General features: G+C 33.9%; 16 protein-coding genes. 8 read left to right on the top strand and 8 right to left on the bottom strand.

The window, feature by feature from the left end; translation table 11 throughout:
• Positions 1 to 22: 22 nt before the first annotated feature.
• Both Trichorick_RS00750 and Trichorick_RS00745 read right to left on the bottom strand, forming a co-directional pair.
• The gene (locus Trichorick_RS00750) at positions 23 to 955 is read right to left on the bottom strand and encodes an NAD kinase (RefSeq protein ID WP_323738368.1); all 933 of its coding nucleotides are present in this window, start codon (positions 953 to 955) and stop codon (positions 23 to 25) included.
• The gene (locus Trichorick_RS00745; RefSeq protein WP_323738367.1) at positions 928 to 1,614 is read right to left on the bottom strand and encodes a phosphatase PAP2 family protein; all 687 of its coding nucleotides are present in this window, start codon (positions 1,612 to 1,614) and stop codon (positions 928 to 930) included. Before Trichorick_RS00745 ends, Trichorick_RS00750 begins: the two co-directional genes overlap by 28 nt.
• A 76-nt stretch (positions 1,615 to 1,690) precedes the next feature.
• Here Trichorick_RS00745 and Trichorick_RS00740 point away from each other — a divergent pair, with 76 nt between their 5' ends.
• The gene (locus tag Trichorick_RS00740) at positions 1,691 to 3,364 is read left to right on the top strand and encodes a ribonuclease J (protein WP_323738366.1); all 1,674 of its coding nucleotides are present in this window, start codon (positions 1,691 to 1,693) and stop codon (positions 3,362 to 3,364) included.
• A gap of 215 nt (positions 3,365 to 3,579) precedes the next feature.
• Here Trichorick_RS00740 and Trichorick_RS00735 read toward each other — a convergent pair whose 3' ends face one another.
• The 5 genes from Trichorick_RS00735 to pgsA all read right to left on the bottom strand — a co-directional run bounded on the left by Trichorick_RS00735 (position 3,580) and on the right by pgsA (position 7,844).
• Positions 3,580 to 4,152, bottom strand: coding sequence for a phage minor head protein (locus tag Trichorick_RS00735; RefSeq protein WP_323738900.1), 573 nt, complete (start codon positions 4,150 to 4,152; stop codon positions 3,580 to 3,582).
• Positions 4,106 to 4,612, bottom strand: coding sequence for a hypothetical protein (locus Trichorick_RS00730; protein WP_323738365.1), 507 nt, complete (start codon positions 4,610 to 4,612; stop codon positions 4,106 to 4,108). The genes Trichorick_RS00735 and Trichorick_RS00730 overlap by 47 nt, the downstream gene beginning before the upstream one ends.
• A gap of 32 nt (positions 4,613 to 4,644) precedes the next feature.
• The gene (locus Trichorick_RS00725; RefSeq protein WP_323738364.1) at positions 4,645 to 5,304 is read right to left on the bottom strand and encodes a hypothetical protein; all 660 of its coding nucleotides are present in this window, start codon (positions 5,302 to 5,304) and stop codon (positions 4,645 to 4,647) included.
• Positions 5,305 to 5,717: 413 nt separating this feature from the next.
• Positions 5,718 to 7,145 (bottom strand): NAD-dependent succinate-semialdehyde dehydrogenase, encoded by a 1,428-nt coding sequence (locus tag Trichorick_RS00720; RefSeq protein WP_323738363.1) that lies wholly within the window; start codon positions 7,143 to 7,145, stop codon positions 5,718 to 5,720.
• Positions 7,146 to 7,295: 150 nt separating this feature from the next.
• Positions 7,296 to 7,844 carry a CDP-diacylglycerol--glycerol-3-phosphate 3-phosphatidyltransferase gene (gene pgsA / locus Trichorick_RS00715; RefSeq protein WP_323738362.1) on the bottom strand — a complete coding sequence of 183 codons (549 nt, stop codon included), beginning with the start codon at positions 7,842 to 7,844 and terminating at the stop codon, positions 7,296 to 7,298.
• A gap of 227 nt (positions 7,845 to 8,071) precedes the next feature.
• Here pgsA and Trichorick_RS00710 point away from each other — a divergent pair, with 227 nt between their 5' ends.
• From Trichorick_RS00710 to Trichorick_RS00680, 7 genes are all read left to right on the top strand, one after another.
• The gene (locus tag Trichorick_RS00710; RefSeq protein WP_323738361.1) at positions 8,072 to 9,787 is read left to right on the top strand and encodes a hypothetical protein; all 1,716 of its coding nucleotides are present in this window, start codon (positions 8,072 to 8,074) and stop codon (positions 9,785 to 9,787) included.
• 207 nt (positions 9,788 to 9,994) lie between these two features.
• Complete coding sequence (locus Trichorick_RS00705) at positions 9,995 to 10,693, top strand: CoA transferase subunit A (RefSeq protein ID WP_323738360.1); 699 nt, start codon at positions 9,995 to 9,997, stop codon at positions 10,691 to 10,693.
• Between the two features lie 4 nt (positions 10,694 to 10,697).
• Positions 10,698 to 11,336 carry a 3-oxoacid CoA-transferase subunit B gene (locus tag Trichorick_RS00700; protein WP_323738359.1) on the top strand — a complete coding sequence of 213 codons (639 nt, stop codon included), beginning with the start codon at positions 10,698 to 10,700 and terminating at the stop codon, positions 11,334 to 11,336.
• A gap of 94 nt (positions 11,337 to 11,430) precedes the next feature.
• The gene (locus tag Trichorick_RS00695) at positions 11,431 to 12,606 is read left to right on the top strand and encodes a cation:dicarboxylate symporter family transporter (RefSeq protein ID WP_323738358.1); all 1,176 of its coding nucleotides are present in this window, start codon (positions 11,431 to 11,433) and stop codon (positions 12,604 to 12,606) included.
• 279 nt (positions 12,607 to 12,885) lie between these two features.
• Positions 12,886 to 13,728, top strand: a complete 843-nt coding sequence (locus Trichorick_RS00690) for a hypothetical protein (protein ID WP_323738357.1) — start codon at positions 12,886 to 12,888, stop codon at positions 13,726 to 13,728.
• A 70-nt stretch (positions 13,729 to 13,798) separates the two neighbouring features.
• Complete coding sequence (locus Trichorick_RS00685; RefSeq protein WP_323738356.1) at positions 13,799 to 14,404, top strand: hypothetical protein; 606 nt, start codon at positions 13,799 to 13,801, stop codon at positions 14,402 to 14,404.
• Between the two features lie 42 nt (positions 14,405 to 14,446).
• Positions 14,447 to 15,499: a phage minor head protein gene (locus tag Trichorick_RS00680; protein WP_323738355.1), complete on the top strand. Its 1,053-nt coding sequence runs from the start codon at positions 14,447 to 14,449 to the stop codon at positions 15,497 to 15,499.
• Between the two features lie 419 nt (positions 15,500 to 15,918).
• On the opposite strand, the gene Trichorick_RS00675 is transcribed toward Trichorick_RS00680, so the two are convergent.
• Positions 15,919 to 17,751, bottom strand: a complete 1,833-nt coding sequence (locus tag Trichorick_RS00675; RefSeq protein WP_323738354.1) for a ribonucleoside-diphosphate reductase subunit alpha — start codon at positions 17,749 to 17,751, stop codon at positions 15,919 to 15,921.
• Positions 17,752 to 18,032 lie beyond the last annotated feature (281 nt).

The raw sequence follows: 18,032 nt of genomic DNA, 5'->3' as shown, positions 1-18,032 counted from the left end.
TAATATAGTTTATTAAGGTTCATTAACCATAAAATTGTTCTTTAATGATCCGGTCTTCAAGACTATGATGTTGATCGAATAATAATTTAATGACTTTATTTTGTAAGGAATGTACGGTAACTGATTTGATATTTTCAAATTCCTGAAAATCAGCTACAGCATTTACTGGTCTTTTATAATTTTCAAATATATCAAATTTTATTAAAGAGGACGATGGTAACAATGCTCCTTGCCAGCGTCTGGGGCGAAATGGGCAGATGGGAGTAAGACATAAAAGATTTGATGATAGCGGTAAGATGGCGCCACCAGCAGATAAATTATATGCGCTGCTGCCAGCTGGGGTAGACACTATCGCTCCATCAGCTATTAATTCCGGCATTCTTTCAATATCATCAACTTCTATCCGAAATTTAGCTGCTTGATTAGTTTTTCGAAATATTGAAGCTTCGTTGATTGCTAGTGCTGAATAAGTAATGCCATTAAAAGCTATTGCTTCCATTGTTAATGGGTGTAAATGTGTGATGGTAGCTTCATGAATATTAATTGGTAAATCTGAATCAATTAATGAATTCATTAGGAAGCCTATGCTTCCAGCATTGATCCCATAAAACGGAATATTTAAGTGCATATATTTATGCAAAGCATGTAGTAATTCACCGTCTCCTCCAATAACTACAATCAACTCAGCTTTCTCCGGTGTAGTATAATCATAAAATATTTTTAGTCGCTCTATAATTTCTAGAGCTTTGGTTGATTGATTTTGTATAATAAAAATAGACCTCTTCACAAGCCCTACTTCTGCTGATGATTTGTATGTCGAGCCGGTGCTCGAGTCCTCACGCACTCTAAAGTGCGCTGCGGATCTGCGCTCCGTGTCTTCTTCAAATTCTTTCTTAGAAGCGATTTGTGAGAGAGGTCTAATATTATTTAAGCTATTTGTTGTTTTTGCCACCATAGAAATAACAAATGATTAATTGTCAGTATTATAAAACATGATGCGATGACATCACTTAGGAAATGTCCACCCATTAATATTCGACTAAGACCAGTTAATGTACCAAATAAAAGTGCAGAAATATAGATTATAGTAAAATATTTTTTGTTTTTGTTAGAAAATAGTAAAGTAGTGTAGGCTAATATAGTATAATAGTATGCCATTGCTGCATGACCAGATGGAAAAGAGCAATTATAATGACATTGATCAGTAATTATTGCCGCTGCCGTAAAATTCTTGCTACCGCCAAATTCAGTAATTTGTGACGGCCTGGCGCGGCCAATATCGTTTTTTAATATTTGATTGACTATTAGTCCAGGGCCAATTGTTACTGCTATGATTAAATAGGCAATCCATGACGATAAAGTTTTTTTGAAGTTTTTGTGCTTATAACGTTGAAAACAGAAAAAAATAATACAAGCAGCAACAAAAATCTTGGTAAGTGGTGGGATTAGCAGAAATAAAAATCTGACCACGAAATTATTACGGTAGATGAAACCGTGATCATGATCATAAAAAAGTTGAGAAAATTTGAGATCAAGGGCAGGATAGCTTACTAACAATCCAAACAATATTCCGGATAATATTATATTAATATAGATTAGGCGATTATTAATCATTGGACTGATAGCTGAGAATAGGTTATAAGGATTTCAACAAATTTATTAATAAATACATCATCATAGTACAATTCATATGTCATTCAATCATAAAAATCATCACGAAAATTTATTATTTATTCCTTTAGGCGGATCCAATGAGATCGGTATTAATGTTAATTTGTACCATTATAAGGGAAAATGGTTGATGATTGACTGTGGTAGTGGCTTTGCTGATGAATATCTACCTGGTGTGGAAATGTTAGTAGCTAATCTTGATTTTATTGCTGCACGTAAGAAAGATTTAGTAGGGTTGGTGCTAACTCATGCACATGAAGATCACCTTGGCGCAGTCCAATATTTATGGAATAGTATTCAGTGTCCGATATATGCTACAACTTTTACAGCTAATTTCTTAAAACTAAGATTAGCAGAATATAGTTTTGCTAAAAATATAAAAATTAATACAGTGAGCCCTGGTAGTAAAATAGATTTATCACCGTTCTCGTTAGAAATGGCTTCTTTAACTCATTCTGCTCCTGAGATGCAGGCGATTATGATCCGTACTGAAGCTGGAAATATTTTACATACCGGTGATTGGAAGTTTGATTATGATCCGGTAATTGGTAAATGTGCTGATGAAGATTTGTTAAAAAAATATGGTGATGAAGGTGTTCTAGCTTTAGTATGTGATTCAACTAATGTATTTAATACTGGTACTTCCGGTTCTGAGGGAGATGTTCGTAAAAGTATAGTTGATATTATTGCTGGCTGTCCCAAGCTGGTAGTAGTAACTACTTTTGCTTCTAATTTAGCGCGTCTTGACACTTTAATTCATGCTGGTCAGCAAACTGGAAGAAAAGTTGCGCTTACTGGGCGTAGTTTGCATCGAATGTTGCTTGCGGCTCAAGATAGTGGATATTTGACGGATATTGCGCCTCTGGTTGATGAGCGTGATATTGCCAGGTTCAGAAGAGAAGAATTATTAATAATTGCTACTGGTTGTCAAGGAGAGGCTATGGCTGCAATGGCAAAGATGGCTAGCAATAATCATCATTCGATCAAACTTGCGCCAAAAGATACAGTAATTTTCTCGTCAAAGATTATTCCTGGTAATGAAAAAAAGATTTTTCGTTTATTTAATGTTTGTGTTAAAGCTGGAATTGAAGTGATTACTGAAAGAGATCATTTTGTTCATGTGTCAGGTCATCCGGCAATTGATGAGTTAAAGAAGATGTATTCTTTGATTCGGCCGCAATTATGTATTCCTGTACATGGCGAACCGGTACATATTCATGAACATGCCAAGCTTGCAAAAAAAAGTGGCATTCCTCAAACAGTAGAAGTAGAAAATGGTAGCGTAGTATTATTGGATGCTGTGTATTCAAAAATAATTGGTAAGGTTGATACAGGATATTTGGCAGTAGACGGAAATTATTTATTGCCAGCTGAATCATCGATATTTAAGATGCGTAGAAAGATGAGAGATACTGGCATAGTAATTGTTTCAGTAGTAGTAGACAAACATGGTAAAATATCTAAGCCCATTATATCTACTCCTGGTGTACTTGATCCTCAAGATGATCTAGAACTAATTAATGATATAAAAAATGAAGTTGTCGAGAAGCTGAATATTTTAAAGAGTAATACCAGTGGTAGGTTAACTAATGATCAAATTGAAGAAGCAACTCGTTCAACTCTTCGTCGAGTCATAAAACAAGAGATTAATAAATCACCATCTATTATAGTAAACGTACAAACCCTAGACTAGATGCTCGGTGATTCTTCGAGAACGACAACGCAATCCTCAGAAAGAATCGAGTATATTGCGAGTAAATGAAAAGTTGGAAAAATTGCAGTGCGTAGCCGCAAATAGCAGTAGTCATGCTGAACTCGTTTCAACATCTCGTCAGAAACTCTTAAGATGCTGAAACGAGTTCAGCATGACAAACATTTTGTCAATTTTTCATTTACTCGCAGTATATATCAAAACTCTACATATACTCCATTGACATTACGCATAAAATAAGCCAGAGCTTTCTTATAATCATCGGCAGGGTTAAGCATTATTGATTGTTGTTCGGTAACTATGAGATTATACGGTACATCTTCTGCAACACAACGACAATTAAAGTCATCTCCCGGTATAGAGCCGCCTGGAGGAGCGCTGCGTTTAAATATTCTACCTTCATAAGCGCGATGTGCGTCACGTACTTTACCATCCATCTGAGTTCGCCAAATAAAATAATCCTCATTTGGTTTATCCAAATACTGGTTGGTCGGAAAAAGTGACGAATATTGACTAAAACCCAACGGAATTACAGTTTTGCCCAACACTACCTTTACCGGTTTTAAAGGTAATAGCGGATGACCAGGTGGAACATAAAAAGGAGATTTAGTAGAATTTATTAACTCTTCACATGTGTTGCGATGGATTTGAATCCCAGGATCGTTATTTTTATTGGAATGATTTTTTACCTGATCTGCTACAGCGAGTAGGTAAGCTTTATCTTTAGTGTCTATAATAATTATGAAGATAGTGTTTAAATTTTGTGCCATCACGTACAAGGCCTTCACAGTTATAAAAAAGAACCTCAATTGCCAGCCGCTCATTTCCTCGTAACTTGTGCCAATCTGCACCGTATCCCTCCTGTATCCTCCCTTTTCTGGTTTTGATACTATAGTCACTTAACGTATCTATCTGTTGATCAGTTAATTCAATTTTGCCATTTATAGCAGCGTCAAATGATGGCTTATTGGGATCATTACTAAATGCTTTATTCCATTCTTCTCTAGCGCCATCGGCTTTCATATTGAAACCAATACCAATTGTAGGAAGTTTTTTAGAAGAATTATCAGGATATACTCGTTTCTTCTTACCTTCGAGCATAACAAGCATTTGTTTAAGCAGTTTATCATACTGTGCTTTGCCAGATGGTGATTCCATATCTAAATTATGAGTTAAATCACGAATTAACTGAGCTTCGTCTACTTTTTCTTTGCCGTCCTCTCTACTCATTTTGTTACCTACTATAAGTTAAGTTTATTTATTTAGTTTTCTCTTGGGTATTTAATTACAGTAAGAATAAGAATTTTAGGAATATAGTGGTCATCGTTATAATCGGCAAATTCTGGGCTAGGCGACTTAAAATTTATAATAATACCTTTACCTAACTTTATATGATGACTTAGCAAATCTTCAGGTTTACCAAGGTACTTGGGAATCTTAAAATTCTTATATTGCACAAATAGATGGCGCATTTTATTTTGTATTATTGGCAGATATTTATGTTCTAATGTATATAAAAACTGGTGTTCATCTCTTGCGTAATCGATTTTGGAATCTAAACTATTGTCTAGACGTACTGTAATCCATTCAAAGCACATTGGTGGCGTGGTGTAGTATAAATTCTTGATCGCCATACTATCTCCTCTTCTAGCTGCTTTGATAAATTCCAAAGCAACGTTTTTGAATTTACGCCAGTTTTTACCATATATGTGATACATCACCGCATCTTGGCATTGATCATCCCAATCCGCGGTATCGCGCTTGCAGTATTTTTTACCGGTAGTAAACTCATTGAATACAACCATGTCACCTTGGTAGTCATTGCTCTTATCATTAAGAACCAATGGTTGTGGTTGTTCTAATTCTTGGGCATAACATAAATTGATCGTTGATAGTAGAATAATGATAAATAGCTTAAACATGATATTATTATATTAATATAAAATATCATCATATAAGTGATATCATTTTAATAGTCAATCACTAATAGAAGTTTGGTTGTTTTTTTGAACAAATTGGTTGAAACGGTGATTTAATTTATAGAGTTTAAGGATAGTGTTCAATGAACCTATACGCGTCAAATTAAGGAAAAAGAGACAAGTCACCCCTTCGTCATTGCGAGGCTTTAGCCGAAGCAATCCAGTTATAGTCTAGATTGCTTCGGCTAAAGCCTCGCAATGACGAGGAAGCGCTAGCAATGCGTAGGGGGGCACTAACATAGTCTCCGCAATGACACGAAGCGGGAGGGAGCAGCTCGCAATGACGGTTATCGTCTCTTTATTCCTTAACTTGACTCGCGTATGGTCTATTTAATACTCTTAGTTTAAGGACGTTGTTAGATCGTTAGATTTACATATTTAGTATTTAAATATTCGTATATTCCATCTCTAGAGCCTTCAATACCAAAACCAGAGGCTTTACGTCCTGCGAAAGCAGCTTTTGCATTAGCCGGCAGTGGTGAATTAACTGAAACCATGCCAAAATCTAATTGTGCCGACATTTTATGAATAGTCTCAAGCTTGGAGGAATATATATAAGCTTGCAGACCATATTCGGTTTTATTAGCTAACTCTATCACTTGTTCAATTGTTTTAAATTTATAGCAAGCAATTACTGGGCCGAAAATTTCAGTATGAAAAATTTTCATCTCCTCATTACAATCTATTACTATAGTCGGATCTAAAAAATTCTTTAAAGCCTTGCCACCGCAAATAATTTTTGCTCCAGAATTAGTCGACTCACTTAATAAATCTAAAATTTTTTCTACTGCTTTGGCATTAATTAATGGACCAATATCAGAAGTGCTTTCTATACCATTACCTACTTTTAAAGAAGCGAATTTACTTACCAAAATTTCAATAAATTGGTCATAAATTATCTCCTCAATAAAAATTCGGTTAGGAGAAACACAAGATTGCCCACCACTACGTATTTTTGCAGTGATTAGGTCAGCAGCTGTTTTTTCTAAATCAGCATCAGCAAATATTATGAATGGCGCATTTCCTCCTAATTCTAATGATAAACGCTTAATCGTACCAGCACAATCCTGGTAAAGTTTTTTCCCCACTTCTGTTGAACCAGTAAAAGATAATTTTCTAATGCGAAAATCTTGAGTAATAATCTTGCCAATTTTATTGGAATCTCCAGTAATAACATTAACTACTCCAGGTGGTAAACCAGCATCAGCTGCCAATTTTACTAACGCCAAAGCCGATAGTGGAGTAAGGCTGGAAGGTTTTAAAATAACGCTACAGCCGGCGGCCAATGCTGGTGCTAATTTTCTGGCAACCATAGCACTTGGAAAATTCCATGGAGTGATGGCAGCAACTAAACCAACCGGCTCATATTCGGTAATTACTTTATGCCTAAAATTATTACCCTGGACGATCGTGCCGCTTACCTGAGTCATTATATCGGTAAACCACTCGATAAAAGCTGCGCCATATAATATTTCACGTTTTGCGTCTTCCAATATTTTACCATTCTCAATAGTTACAATATAAGCCAGCTCTGCAATATGTTTAAGCACCAGCTGATGCCATGATCGCAAAATCTTTGATCTTTGCTCAACAGTCATTTGTGACCAAATATTAAAGCCGGTAATACTATTATCAATAGTTGCCAATACCAGCTCCTCTGTTAAATTTGGGACAGTTGCAATAGTTTCTCCGGTTGCTGGATTAATTACCGACAATTGATCAACTACTTCCACCCAGTTCCCTGCAATATAATTTTTACCATTAATAAAATTTAACAATTCCATTTCTATTTTACTCCTATAGCTAGAGTTAGTAAGCTTGTTACTTTTAAATTTTAGTGTGAGCATGCGCAGCGTAGATTACTACGTGAGCACATGCGAATCACGCAAAATTTGAGAGTAACAAGCCTACTGACCGACGCTATACAGATTTAGCTAAAAATACTTGCTACAAGCCTTTAAATATGAAAACCCAGTAATTACTGTAAGTGTCGCTGCCACCCATAATGATATTTGACCCAATATATCTAAACATTCAATACCAGAGCCACGAGAACCAAGAATTAATATGCTTAACGCAAACATTTGGACAAATGTTTTAATTTTAGCTAGTCTGGATACCGGTACGCTGATTCGAACTTGAGCTAAAAATTCTCGTAAGCCAGCTACTACAAATTCGCGTGCCAAAATCAGCAAACATGGAATTTCCCCAGCACGCCCTTTCTTCACTAGCATTACAATTACACAACCAACTAACAACTTGTCTGCAATTGGATCAAACATTTTGCCAAAACTTGATATTAAATGAAATTTACGCGCTAAATAACCGTCAACAAAATCAGTAATACTCGCAAAAATAAATAATAAGGCTCCTACTCTATGAGCAAATTTAGCATCCTCAAAATAAAAAGTAAGTACAATAATTGGAATAATGACAATCCTTGCTATTGTAAGATAATTTGGTAAATTTTTATCAATACTCATTGCTGATCAATTTGATTATTTTTGTGCTTATAACGTCTTAAGGAGCATACATCATAATTATATGATACAATAATTAAAATTACTGATTAGTTATAAAATTTCTCATTTTTATGCTGTTTATAAAAACAAAACCACCAACTTTTTCTATTTAAAACTTTATAACAAATTATTGACATTTATTAATAAAATATGATAATATATTATCAATGTTAATAAATGTGGATATTATGAAATATAAAATTGAAGAGGCAGGTTATAGTAGTAATGGTTATGCTGTCTCCGGAAAAACAGTAGTTTTAAGATTTAATGGTTATCAACTTACCAACGATTACGAAAGTATTATCAATGACCCAGAGATCCAAGGAGCAAGAAGTATCTGGTCTGATGGAGCTTCAGCTAAGCAAATATTAAATATTGTTACACTGTCTGGTAACACAATATCAACAATATATGTTAGTAATCTAACTATGGCATGTGAAGCTGAATATTTAGACATACTAAATACTAAAGGCCTAACTAAAATATTTACCCCCAATATTAAAAATGTTTATGATGAATATTTATATTCATTAGTTTTAGATTTTTTTGCTGAAAATAAAAACTCGGATATTAACACATTCCATTTCTTTTATCGTGACCAAAAAAATAGTTTAGCTACATCTGAATACTACAACAAAAAACCAGCTATATTAGAAAAAGCTAAAAAAATGTTTGCTGACAATACACATCTGACATACTTTTACATTGCTGGTCTTTGTGGTTACCAAGATAGTTCAACTATGCTAAACATGATAAGGGCTAACAAACATTTACAACATTGTGAAGTTGGAGACTCTGCGTTAGAACAACAACTAAAACCACATTTTTTAAAGAATGAATTCAGAGAAGCAGTATCTAAAGAAGATTATAATAAAGTTTCTAAGCTCTTGAGCCACAAGTCATTTTCATTTGATAAAGAGGTTATAGTAATACTTGATGAAAACATACCTTCTTTTATGGCTGAGCAGCAAGAATTATTAATTTCTACTATTATGAGTAATCCTAAAACCCTCTATGAGTCTTTGATAATGTTATCAAAATTATCTTTAACTCCAGAAGGTAATAAAACTGGAGAATTTAATAATATAACGGAATTATTTATCAAAGGTTTGGAGTTAAATAAAAATGACTTATTTAATAATTTAATCAAAAACTGTTCAGACCAATTATCATTGCAGCAATTAATAAAAATATTAAAAGCATTTAAGAATGTAGAGTTAAATCAACAACTAGAAGATGTTAGTGGCAGCGTGGTATTGGATCAAATTGCTCATATCGAAAAAATAGGTAATAATATAGTTGAACTGTTACAAATTACTAAGGCAAAATATAATCTTACCTTTACACTTAATGCTCCATTAATATTAAATAAGTTAATGGAACAAATAACTTTTGGAAGACCTCTGCAAGAAATTACTGAACCAATAAAAGAATTAGGATTCGAAATTAATGAAGGTTTGCTAATAGTTCTATTTACCAAACATCAGAACCTTACTTTATCAGAAGCTTTATCAATTTTCCAAGATGTACATTTTACTAAAGTGCCATCAGCATATTTACCAATAATAGTTGATAGAATTATTATTAATGAAAATGGTTGGATTAGTAATGCTCATATAAATGCTTTAGTGAAATCTGGTTTTAATCAATGGACGGATTGCCTTGATAATGGTTTAAAATTTACAACAGCTATTCTTGAGAATTGTAAAAATCAGCAGCAACGGGATTTCGTAGAAGATGTTTTAAAAACCGTAGAAGCTGAATACATACAAAAACAACAAATGGAAATGGAAGAAGCTAATTTTCAACAAGAGCAAATGGAAATGGATTTTAATCATGCCCCAGAAGATATACAAATTAAAAATGCTGGTGAACAGCTTGACCTTTTTGAAGATAACAATTAATTAACTTAATAAAGAACTCATGGTATTTCTAGCATGAGTTCTTGCTCTATTTTATTACACTCTATATCTAAATTTATTCTTATAAAATCATAAATCCTCATTTAGTTTGACTCTTTGATAATATTATCTAGACTAATACCTTATCTAAATTAGATAAATATTGAATTAATGTTATCTAAAACAATCCTAGATTTCAAATAAACACCTATGAATAAAATTTATACTTCTGCCGACGCAGCTCTTGCAGGCTTGTTACGCAATGGAATGACGATAATGGCTGGTGGTTTTGGCCTTTGTGGCATTCCTGAGAATCTAATTAATGCCATATTACACACTGAAGTTAGAGATTTAACTGTCATTAGCAATAATTGTGGTGTCGATGATTTTGGCCTTGGCTTACTGCTCAAGAATGGTCAGATAAAAAAAATGATATCTTCTTATGTAGGAGAAAATCGGATTTTTGAACAAAATTACTTAAATGGTACTCTTGAATTAGAATTAAATCCTCAAGGAACGTTAGCAGAACGTATTAGAGCTGGCGGCGCTGGTATTCCTGCATTTTATACTAAAACTGGCATTGGTACTATAGCAGAGACAGGAAAAGAAATGCGTGAATTTAATGGTGAAAATTATTTAATGGAAACTGCTTTATATGCGGACGTTGCGATTATCAAAGGATGGAAGGCTGATAAATCAGGAAATGTTATTTATGATAAAACTGCTAGAAATTTTAACCCAGTAATGGCTACTGCGGCAACAGTGACATTATGTGAAGTAGAAGAAATAGTGGAAATTGGCTCACTGGATCCTAATAATATTCATACTCCCGGTATTTTTGTTCACAGGTTGATATTAGGGGAGAAATATGAGAAACGTATAGAACGCATTACTAATCGAAATAGGTAGAAATATGCCTTGGACTAAAGAGCAAATGTGCAAAATAGCTGCAGATCTTGAATTAAAAAATGGTAGTTATGTTAATTTAGGTATTGGGATCCCTACAGATGTTGCAAATTATATTCCTCAAGGTATAAACGTAGTCTTTCAAAGTGAAAATGGTATGCTAGGTATGGGGCCATTTCCTTATCCAGGCGAAGAAGATCCAGATTTAATTAATGCTGGAAAACAAACCGTCACCGCCTTAGCTGATAGTAGCTACTTCGATAGCGCCACCTCTTTTGCGATGATAAGAGGATCTCATCTTGATCTTACTATTTTAGGAGCGCTACAAGTATCTCAAACAGGAGATTTGGCTAATTGGACTATACCTGGTAAAATGGTTAAAGGTATGGGGGGAGCTATGGATTTAGTAGCTAATGTTAAACGTATTGTAGTGATAATGGAACATACAGCCAAAGATGGCAGCCCTAAATTGGTCGACAAATGTAACTTACCTCTTACTGGAGCTCGTGTAGTGGATCGAATAATTACTGATTTGGGAATTTTTGATATTATTAATAATGAAATGCACTTGATTCGTAAAGCCGAGGGAGTTACTTTGGATGAGATTACTGCCAAAACTACCGCTACTTTTATAAATAAGTGTTGATTTAGAGCTTTTACTTCCTACATGTAATTTTTAAGCTTTTGCTTATCATTCAGCATATAACTGAATTTTTGTAATTTATATAAATCCTTAAATAATGAAAAAAGCTAAATTCTTATTTTTTACAATATTATCTATAATAATACCGATATTTTGTAGTGGTTTTATTCCACAAAAATTTATATTATTTAGCTATACATTAAGTATTACTATTAAATCATTAATCATCACTATATTACCATTTATAATATTTTGCTTTATTTTTTGTTCTTTAATAAATTTAAATGCAAAAAAAGCTATAAGATTTGTCTTCTTACTAATTGGCTGTGTTTTTATTTCTAACTTACTTGGCATATTAACTGGTTATTTTATTGGTAGTTCGTTAACATATCTTATAGATATACCACCTCTAGAATTATCGAAAGCACGTACTACATTACAACCACTTTGGCATTTCGGCTTCAAACCACTAATAGCTAATGAACAAGCGCTAATTTCAGGTTTTATTTTAGGTATTATTTGCTCAATATATCCATCTCAAAAGATATATACTCTCAGCAAAATATTAAATAATATTTCTGCAAATATTCTAAAATATTTCTTTATACCAATTTTACCAATCTTTATCCTTGGCTCGATGTTTAAATTACAGCATGATGGCTTATTAACCGAAGCATTACATATATACAGTAAAATTTTGTTTATTGTTGTTTCTTCTCAAATTTTATATTTGACTATACTATACTTAATAGCCTCAAAATTTCAGCTTTCTTTATTTTTGAAATATATCAAAAATGTTCTGCCGGCAACTCTAATTGGTTTTAGCACTTCTTCAAGTGCTTCATCTTTACCTATCCTAGTAATGGCTTCGGAGAAAAACCTTGGTAATGAACTTGCCGCAAGAATCATTGTGCCAGCATCCATTAATATTCATACTTTAGGCAGCGCATTAGCAATAACTATTTTGTGTATGACTACCATTGCAGCCTTTGGCATGGAAGTTCCTAAATTTAGTGAATTTTATCTTTTTGCGTTATTTTATGCAGTGTCAAAATTTGCAGTTGCAGGGGTTCCAGGAGGAGTAATTCTAGTGGTAGCACCATTAATTGAATCATACCTTCATTTTAGTGGTGATATGCTAGCGCTAATTACCGGAATTTATGTATTATTTGATCCCTTTGGTACCGCTGCAAACGTAACTGGAAATGGAGCCTTTGCTATTATTTTTAATAAGATTTCTAAAAAATTTAGAAGCTCAGTAGAACAATCATAACAACAATATCTTAAGTTAATAATCTCATCCCGAACATATTAGTTATTTTGAACACATTCAACCGAACTATTCAGCAACTGATTCTGATACGTTCAAGATTACATCTCTTGAATTAGCTAAAGATAAAGCAAGTGTTCAATGAACACTCTCATTAAAGTTTTGTTAATTAAATCATCATTTCAACTCACTCGCTCAAAAAGTAACCAAACTTCTATTAATGGTTGACTATTAAAATGATATCACTTATACAATGATATTTTATATTTATATAATAATATCATGTTTAAACTATTTATCATTATTCTACTATCAACGATCAATTTATGTTATGCCCAAAAATTAGAACAACCACAACCATTGGTGTTTGTTAATAAAAATAATTACAGCTTGTCTTTTATTAGTAATAACTATCGTGTTGCTGGTAATGAATATAATAAATTTTTAACTGGTGAACAATATTGTAAGCTCGATATTGAAGATTGGAATAACCAATATAATGAGTATTACGGGGCTCATAATGATGATAATCGTGATTACGATTATTATCACCTTAATCGTGATGGAAGCAATAAGTTTAATCATGAATTTAATGAGTTTATCACCGGCCAAAAATACTGTAAGCGCGGCAGTACAAATTGGGATGAGCAATGCCAGGATGCAGTCATGCATCATGTTTATGGTGAAAATTGGCGTGAATTCAAGCGTGTGGCTTTAGAATTTCAACAAGCGTTCATTGCCGATGATAGATGGAGCGTTGCTAGTTTGTGCGCTATGCCTTTGTTATATGATATACTAGATTATCGTGGAGCAGATTATATTGGAGTTAGCTATTACCGAATAAATTATTACTGGGATTTTATTGAGGTATACCAAGAAAGATTATCGAAATTTGTAAATTACATACGTAATATAAAATATCAAAATTTCAGTTTCGGTCATATTAGCGATCGTGTTTCTGACAGGCTCAAGAGGTCGATATCTTTACAATTAAATAATGAATATTTTGAGATTGAATTTCAATATAGATGTAATCAATTTAAATCTGTACATAATCAAGGTAATTTTTGTAACTTTCTACCAAGAATTGTTGCTATTCATATTAACACAAATCGTCGTCAGTGATTGACTATTAAAAAGCTATTATTTGCATTACATTAATTAATGTAAAACTAAGTTATTATATATAAAAACTATGTTTAAAATATTTACTATAACTTTACTATTATTAATAAACTTAAGTAGTGCTAAAGGGTTAACACAACCGCAGCCTTTAGTTCTTACTAACAAAAGTTATAATTATACTTATGGAGATTATTCTGGGCGTAATTTTGGTAGCATCGAATTTAACGAGTTCACGACCGGTAAAAAATATTGTAAACGCTACACTGAAGATTGGGATGAACAATGCCAAGATGCGGTGATGTACCACGTTTACGGTAAAAATTGGCGTAAATTCAAAAGAGTCGCTTTGAAATTTGTTAGAGCAGTCCAAAAAGGAGATAGTAAAACGATTGCAAGTTTATGCACTACGCCAATGACCATTGTTGTATATCGTGGAATATGGGATGTAGAAGACGAAGATCAGATTTATGCATATATCCCAACGATACAAGATGTGCTGCAAGATGCTCAATATAAGAATTTTGCTGTTCAGGAATGGGGCAATATTTTGGTTACTCGAGATCTTATGCCTCATTATGCAATATATCTAGTTAGAGGTGTTGCCATAGCTTTTGAGTGTAACCGAGAATGTAATAATCATCACTTTATTCCTAAAATTTTAATCATTAGATACTAAATAAAAACTAAATAAATAAACTTAACTTATAGCAGGTAACAAATGAGTAGAGATGACGGCAAAGAAAAAGTAGAAGAAGCTCGGTTAATTCGTGATTTAACTCATAATTTAGATCTGGAATCACCATCTGGCAAAGCACAATATGATAAACTGCTTAAACAAATGTTTGTTATGCTTGAAGGTATGAAGCTGCAAGTATATCGTGATACTGAAGGCTATATGACAATCGGAGTTGGCTTTAATATGGAAGCTCCAGGTGCTAGAGAAGAATGGAATAAGGCATTTAGTAACGATCCCAACAAACCATCATTTGATGCATTCAAGAAAGATTTTGAAACATTTGGGAAGGATAAAACCCATAAATTATCATTTACTAAGGAACAAGCATGGGTATTATTTGATCGTGCTAGAAAATCTAGATTTGATCGGTTAGAAGAATCATATGGCGCAGATTGGCACAAGCTGCGAGGAAATGAGCGGCTGGCAATTGAGCTTCTTTTTTATAACTGTGAAGGCCTTGTACGTAATGGTACAAATTTTAAACACTATCTTCATAATTATATAGACACTAAAGATAAAGCTTACCTACTCGCTGCAGTAGATCAGGTAAAAAATCATTCCAACCGAAAGAACGATCCAAGAATTCAAATCCATCGCAACACATGTGCAGAGTTAATAAATTCTACTAAATCTCCTTTTTATACTCCACCTGGTCATCCGCTATTGCCTTTAAAACCGGTAAAGGTAGTGTTAGGCAAAACTGTAATTCCGTTGGGTTTTAGTCAATATTCGTCACTTTTTCTGATCAACCAGTATTTGGATAAACCAAATGAGGATTATTTTATTTGGCGAACTCAGATGGATGGTAAAGTACGTGACGCACATCGCGCTTATGAAGGTAGAATATTTAAACGCAGTGCTCCTCCTGGTGGTTCTATGCCGGGAGATGACTTTAATTGTCGTTGTGTTGCAGAAGATGTACCTTATAATCTCATAGTTATCGAACAATCGATAATGCTTAATCCTGCCGATGATTACAAGAAAGCTCTGGCTTATTTTATGCGTAATGTCAATGGAGTGTATGTAGAGTTTTGATTGTCTAATAATGTCATTCAGCGCACTCTCCTCCGTCATTCCAGATATAAAGTCATCCTGAACCATGCCCTGAACTTGTTTCACGGGTTGTTTCAGGATCTCAGTAGGACTTTATAAGATCTCGAAACAACCCGTGAAACAAGTTCAGGGCATGGTTCGGGATAACCTTTTGTCCAATTTTGTGAGTAAAGTTAAGCATCAAGCACAAGCTTCTTATAAAAGTAAGAATAATTATGTTACTATTCACAGATTTTGAAAAAATAGTCATTGCGAGTGAACATCGTTCGCGTAGCAATCCAGTCAATTAAAGCCCCTCGGACTTTTCTGGATCGCCACGTTTTGCAAGTGCAAAACTTGCGATGACGCCTTGTACGTTGCATAGTCATGTTCAATTTTAAAACTCGTGAACGGCCACAGAATTATTGGCATGATAAACATTCTTCATATAGTACAGCATCTTTGTCTTGTAATATTTTATCTTGTTGTTGTTCGATATCTTTGAAATCCACCTTAATTACTTCATGCGATACTTTATCTGCTCGTTGAATTGAAGTTGATCTGCAGTAATATAAGCTTTTGATGCCACATTTCCAAGCTCTGAAATGCAAATCATGCAAGTACTTTTTACTAACGTCACCTAATAAGAAAATATTTAGCGATTGTGCCTGTGAAATATAAGGCGTACGATCACTAGCAAGTTCTATCAGCCAATTCTGATCTATTTCATAAGCGGTTTTAAAAATATCTTTTTCATGTGTTGATAAAAAAGTTAAATGTTGCACTGAACCTTCGTGTGTTGAAATTGAGGACCATACCTGATCATTATTAAATCCTTTTTGTTGCAGCAACTGTTCCAGATTTTTATTACGTACATTAAATGACCCGGTTAGAGTTTTTTGAGTAAAGCTATTGGCAGCAAAAGGTTCAATACCCGGTGAAGCATTACCTGCTATTATAGATATTGAAGCAGTGGGGGCGATAGCGGTTTTGTTGCTGAACCGTTCAGCTTTTCCAGCATCGATAGCGTCTGGACATGCACCACGTTCAGTTGCGAGCATTAGTGACGCTTTATCTACTTCACTAGCAATATGTTTGAAAATCTTTTTATTCCATACTTTGGCCATTACTGACTCTATAGGCACATTATGTGCTTGTAGAAATGAGTGGAAGCCCATCACTCCAAGACCAACACTACGTTCACGCATTGCTGAATATTTAGCTTGAGCCATGGTGTCTGGAGCGGTATTGATAAAATCTTCCAATACATTATCCAAAAATCGCATTACTGCCGGAATAAATTCTTGATCATTCTGCCATAAATCAAAAGTTTCAAGATTTAGAGAAGATAAACAACATACTGCTGTTCTAATATTACCTAAATGGTCTATACCAGTTGGTAAGGTAATCTCGCTACATAAATTAGAAGTCTTAACTTTAAGATCGAGTTTCCGATGATGTTCAGGAATTTGTCGATTTACGGCGTCAATAAATAATAAATATGGCTCGCCAGTTTCAATTCTGGTAGTTAATAGTTTGATCCATAATTCTCGAGCTTTGACGGTATTTACTACTCTCTTATCGACTGGGCTAAGTAGCTTCCAATCACTATTATTTTCAACCGCATGCATAAAAGCATCGCAAATAACCACACCGTGATGAATATTTAGAGCTCGGCGATTAGTATCACCGCCTGTTGGTCGGCGCAAATCAATAAATTCTTCAATTTCTGGGTGATCAATTGGTAAATACACTGCAGAGCTACCACGTCTGATTGATCCTTGAGAAATAGCTAAAGTTAACGAATCTGCAACTTTAATAAATGGTAGTATTCCTGAGCTGCTGCCTTTGCTTTGTATTGATTCGTTGATTGAACGAACATTACCCCAGTAGCTGCCAATACCCCCACCACGGGAGGCTAGCCATACATTTTCAGTCCATAACCCGACTATTCCTTCTAAACTATCGTCAGTTTCATTTAAGAAACATGAAATCGGCATGCCGCGATTAGTTCCACCATTACTAAGTATCGGAGTAGCAGGCATAAACCATAATTTACTAATATAGTCATATAATTGTTCAGCATGTTTAATATCATCAGCATAATGGCTAGCAACTCGAGCAAATAGATCCTGAAAATCTTCACCATCTAATAAATATCTATCTTGTAATACCGCCTTACCGAAATTGCTCAGTAAATTATTGCGTTCCTGGTTAATTTGAATTTGAAATTTCAACGATTTTTGATGAGCCATAAGATTGATTGTATCTGGTTTGGTGTTATAATTGATATTAATATAGTTAAATATATTGATTTAGACAAACAAATAATTTAGTACATTTGGTATGTTTTTTGTATTGACATACTATATATAGAGATAGTTTAATTAGTCAGTTAATGGTATTTAAGCTTAATCAAACCTATATCAGGTAATATTCTATTAAATTATTTCAGTTGAATTTAATAGATGTAGTGGTATAGTTCATTATTTCGGAGTATACTCGATGAACTTCAAGAATTGGCGTTGTTGTTCTC

Source organism: Candidatus Trichorickettsia mobilis (assembly GCF_034366785.1).
GTDB lineage: Bacteria > Pseudomonadota > Alphaproteobacteria > Rickettsiales > Rickettsiaceae > Trichorickettsia > Trichorickettsia mobilis_A.
This window is presented reverse-complemented; position numbering and strand designations above follow the sequence as displayed.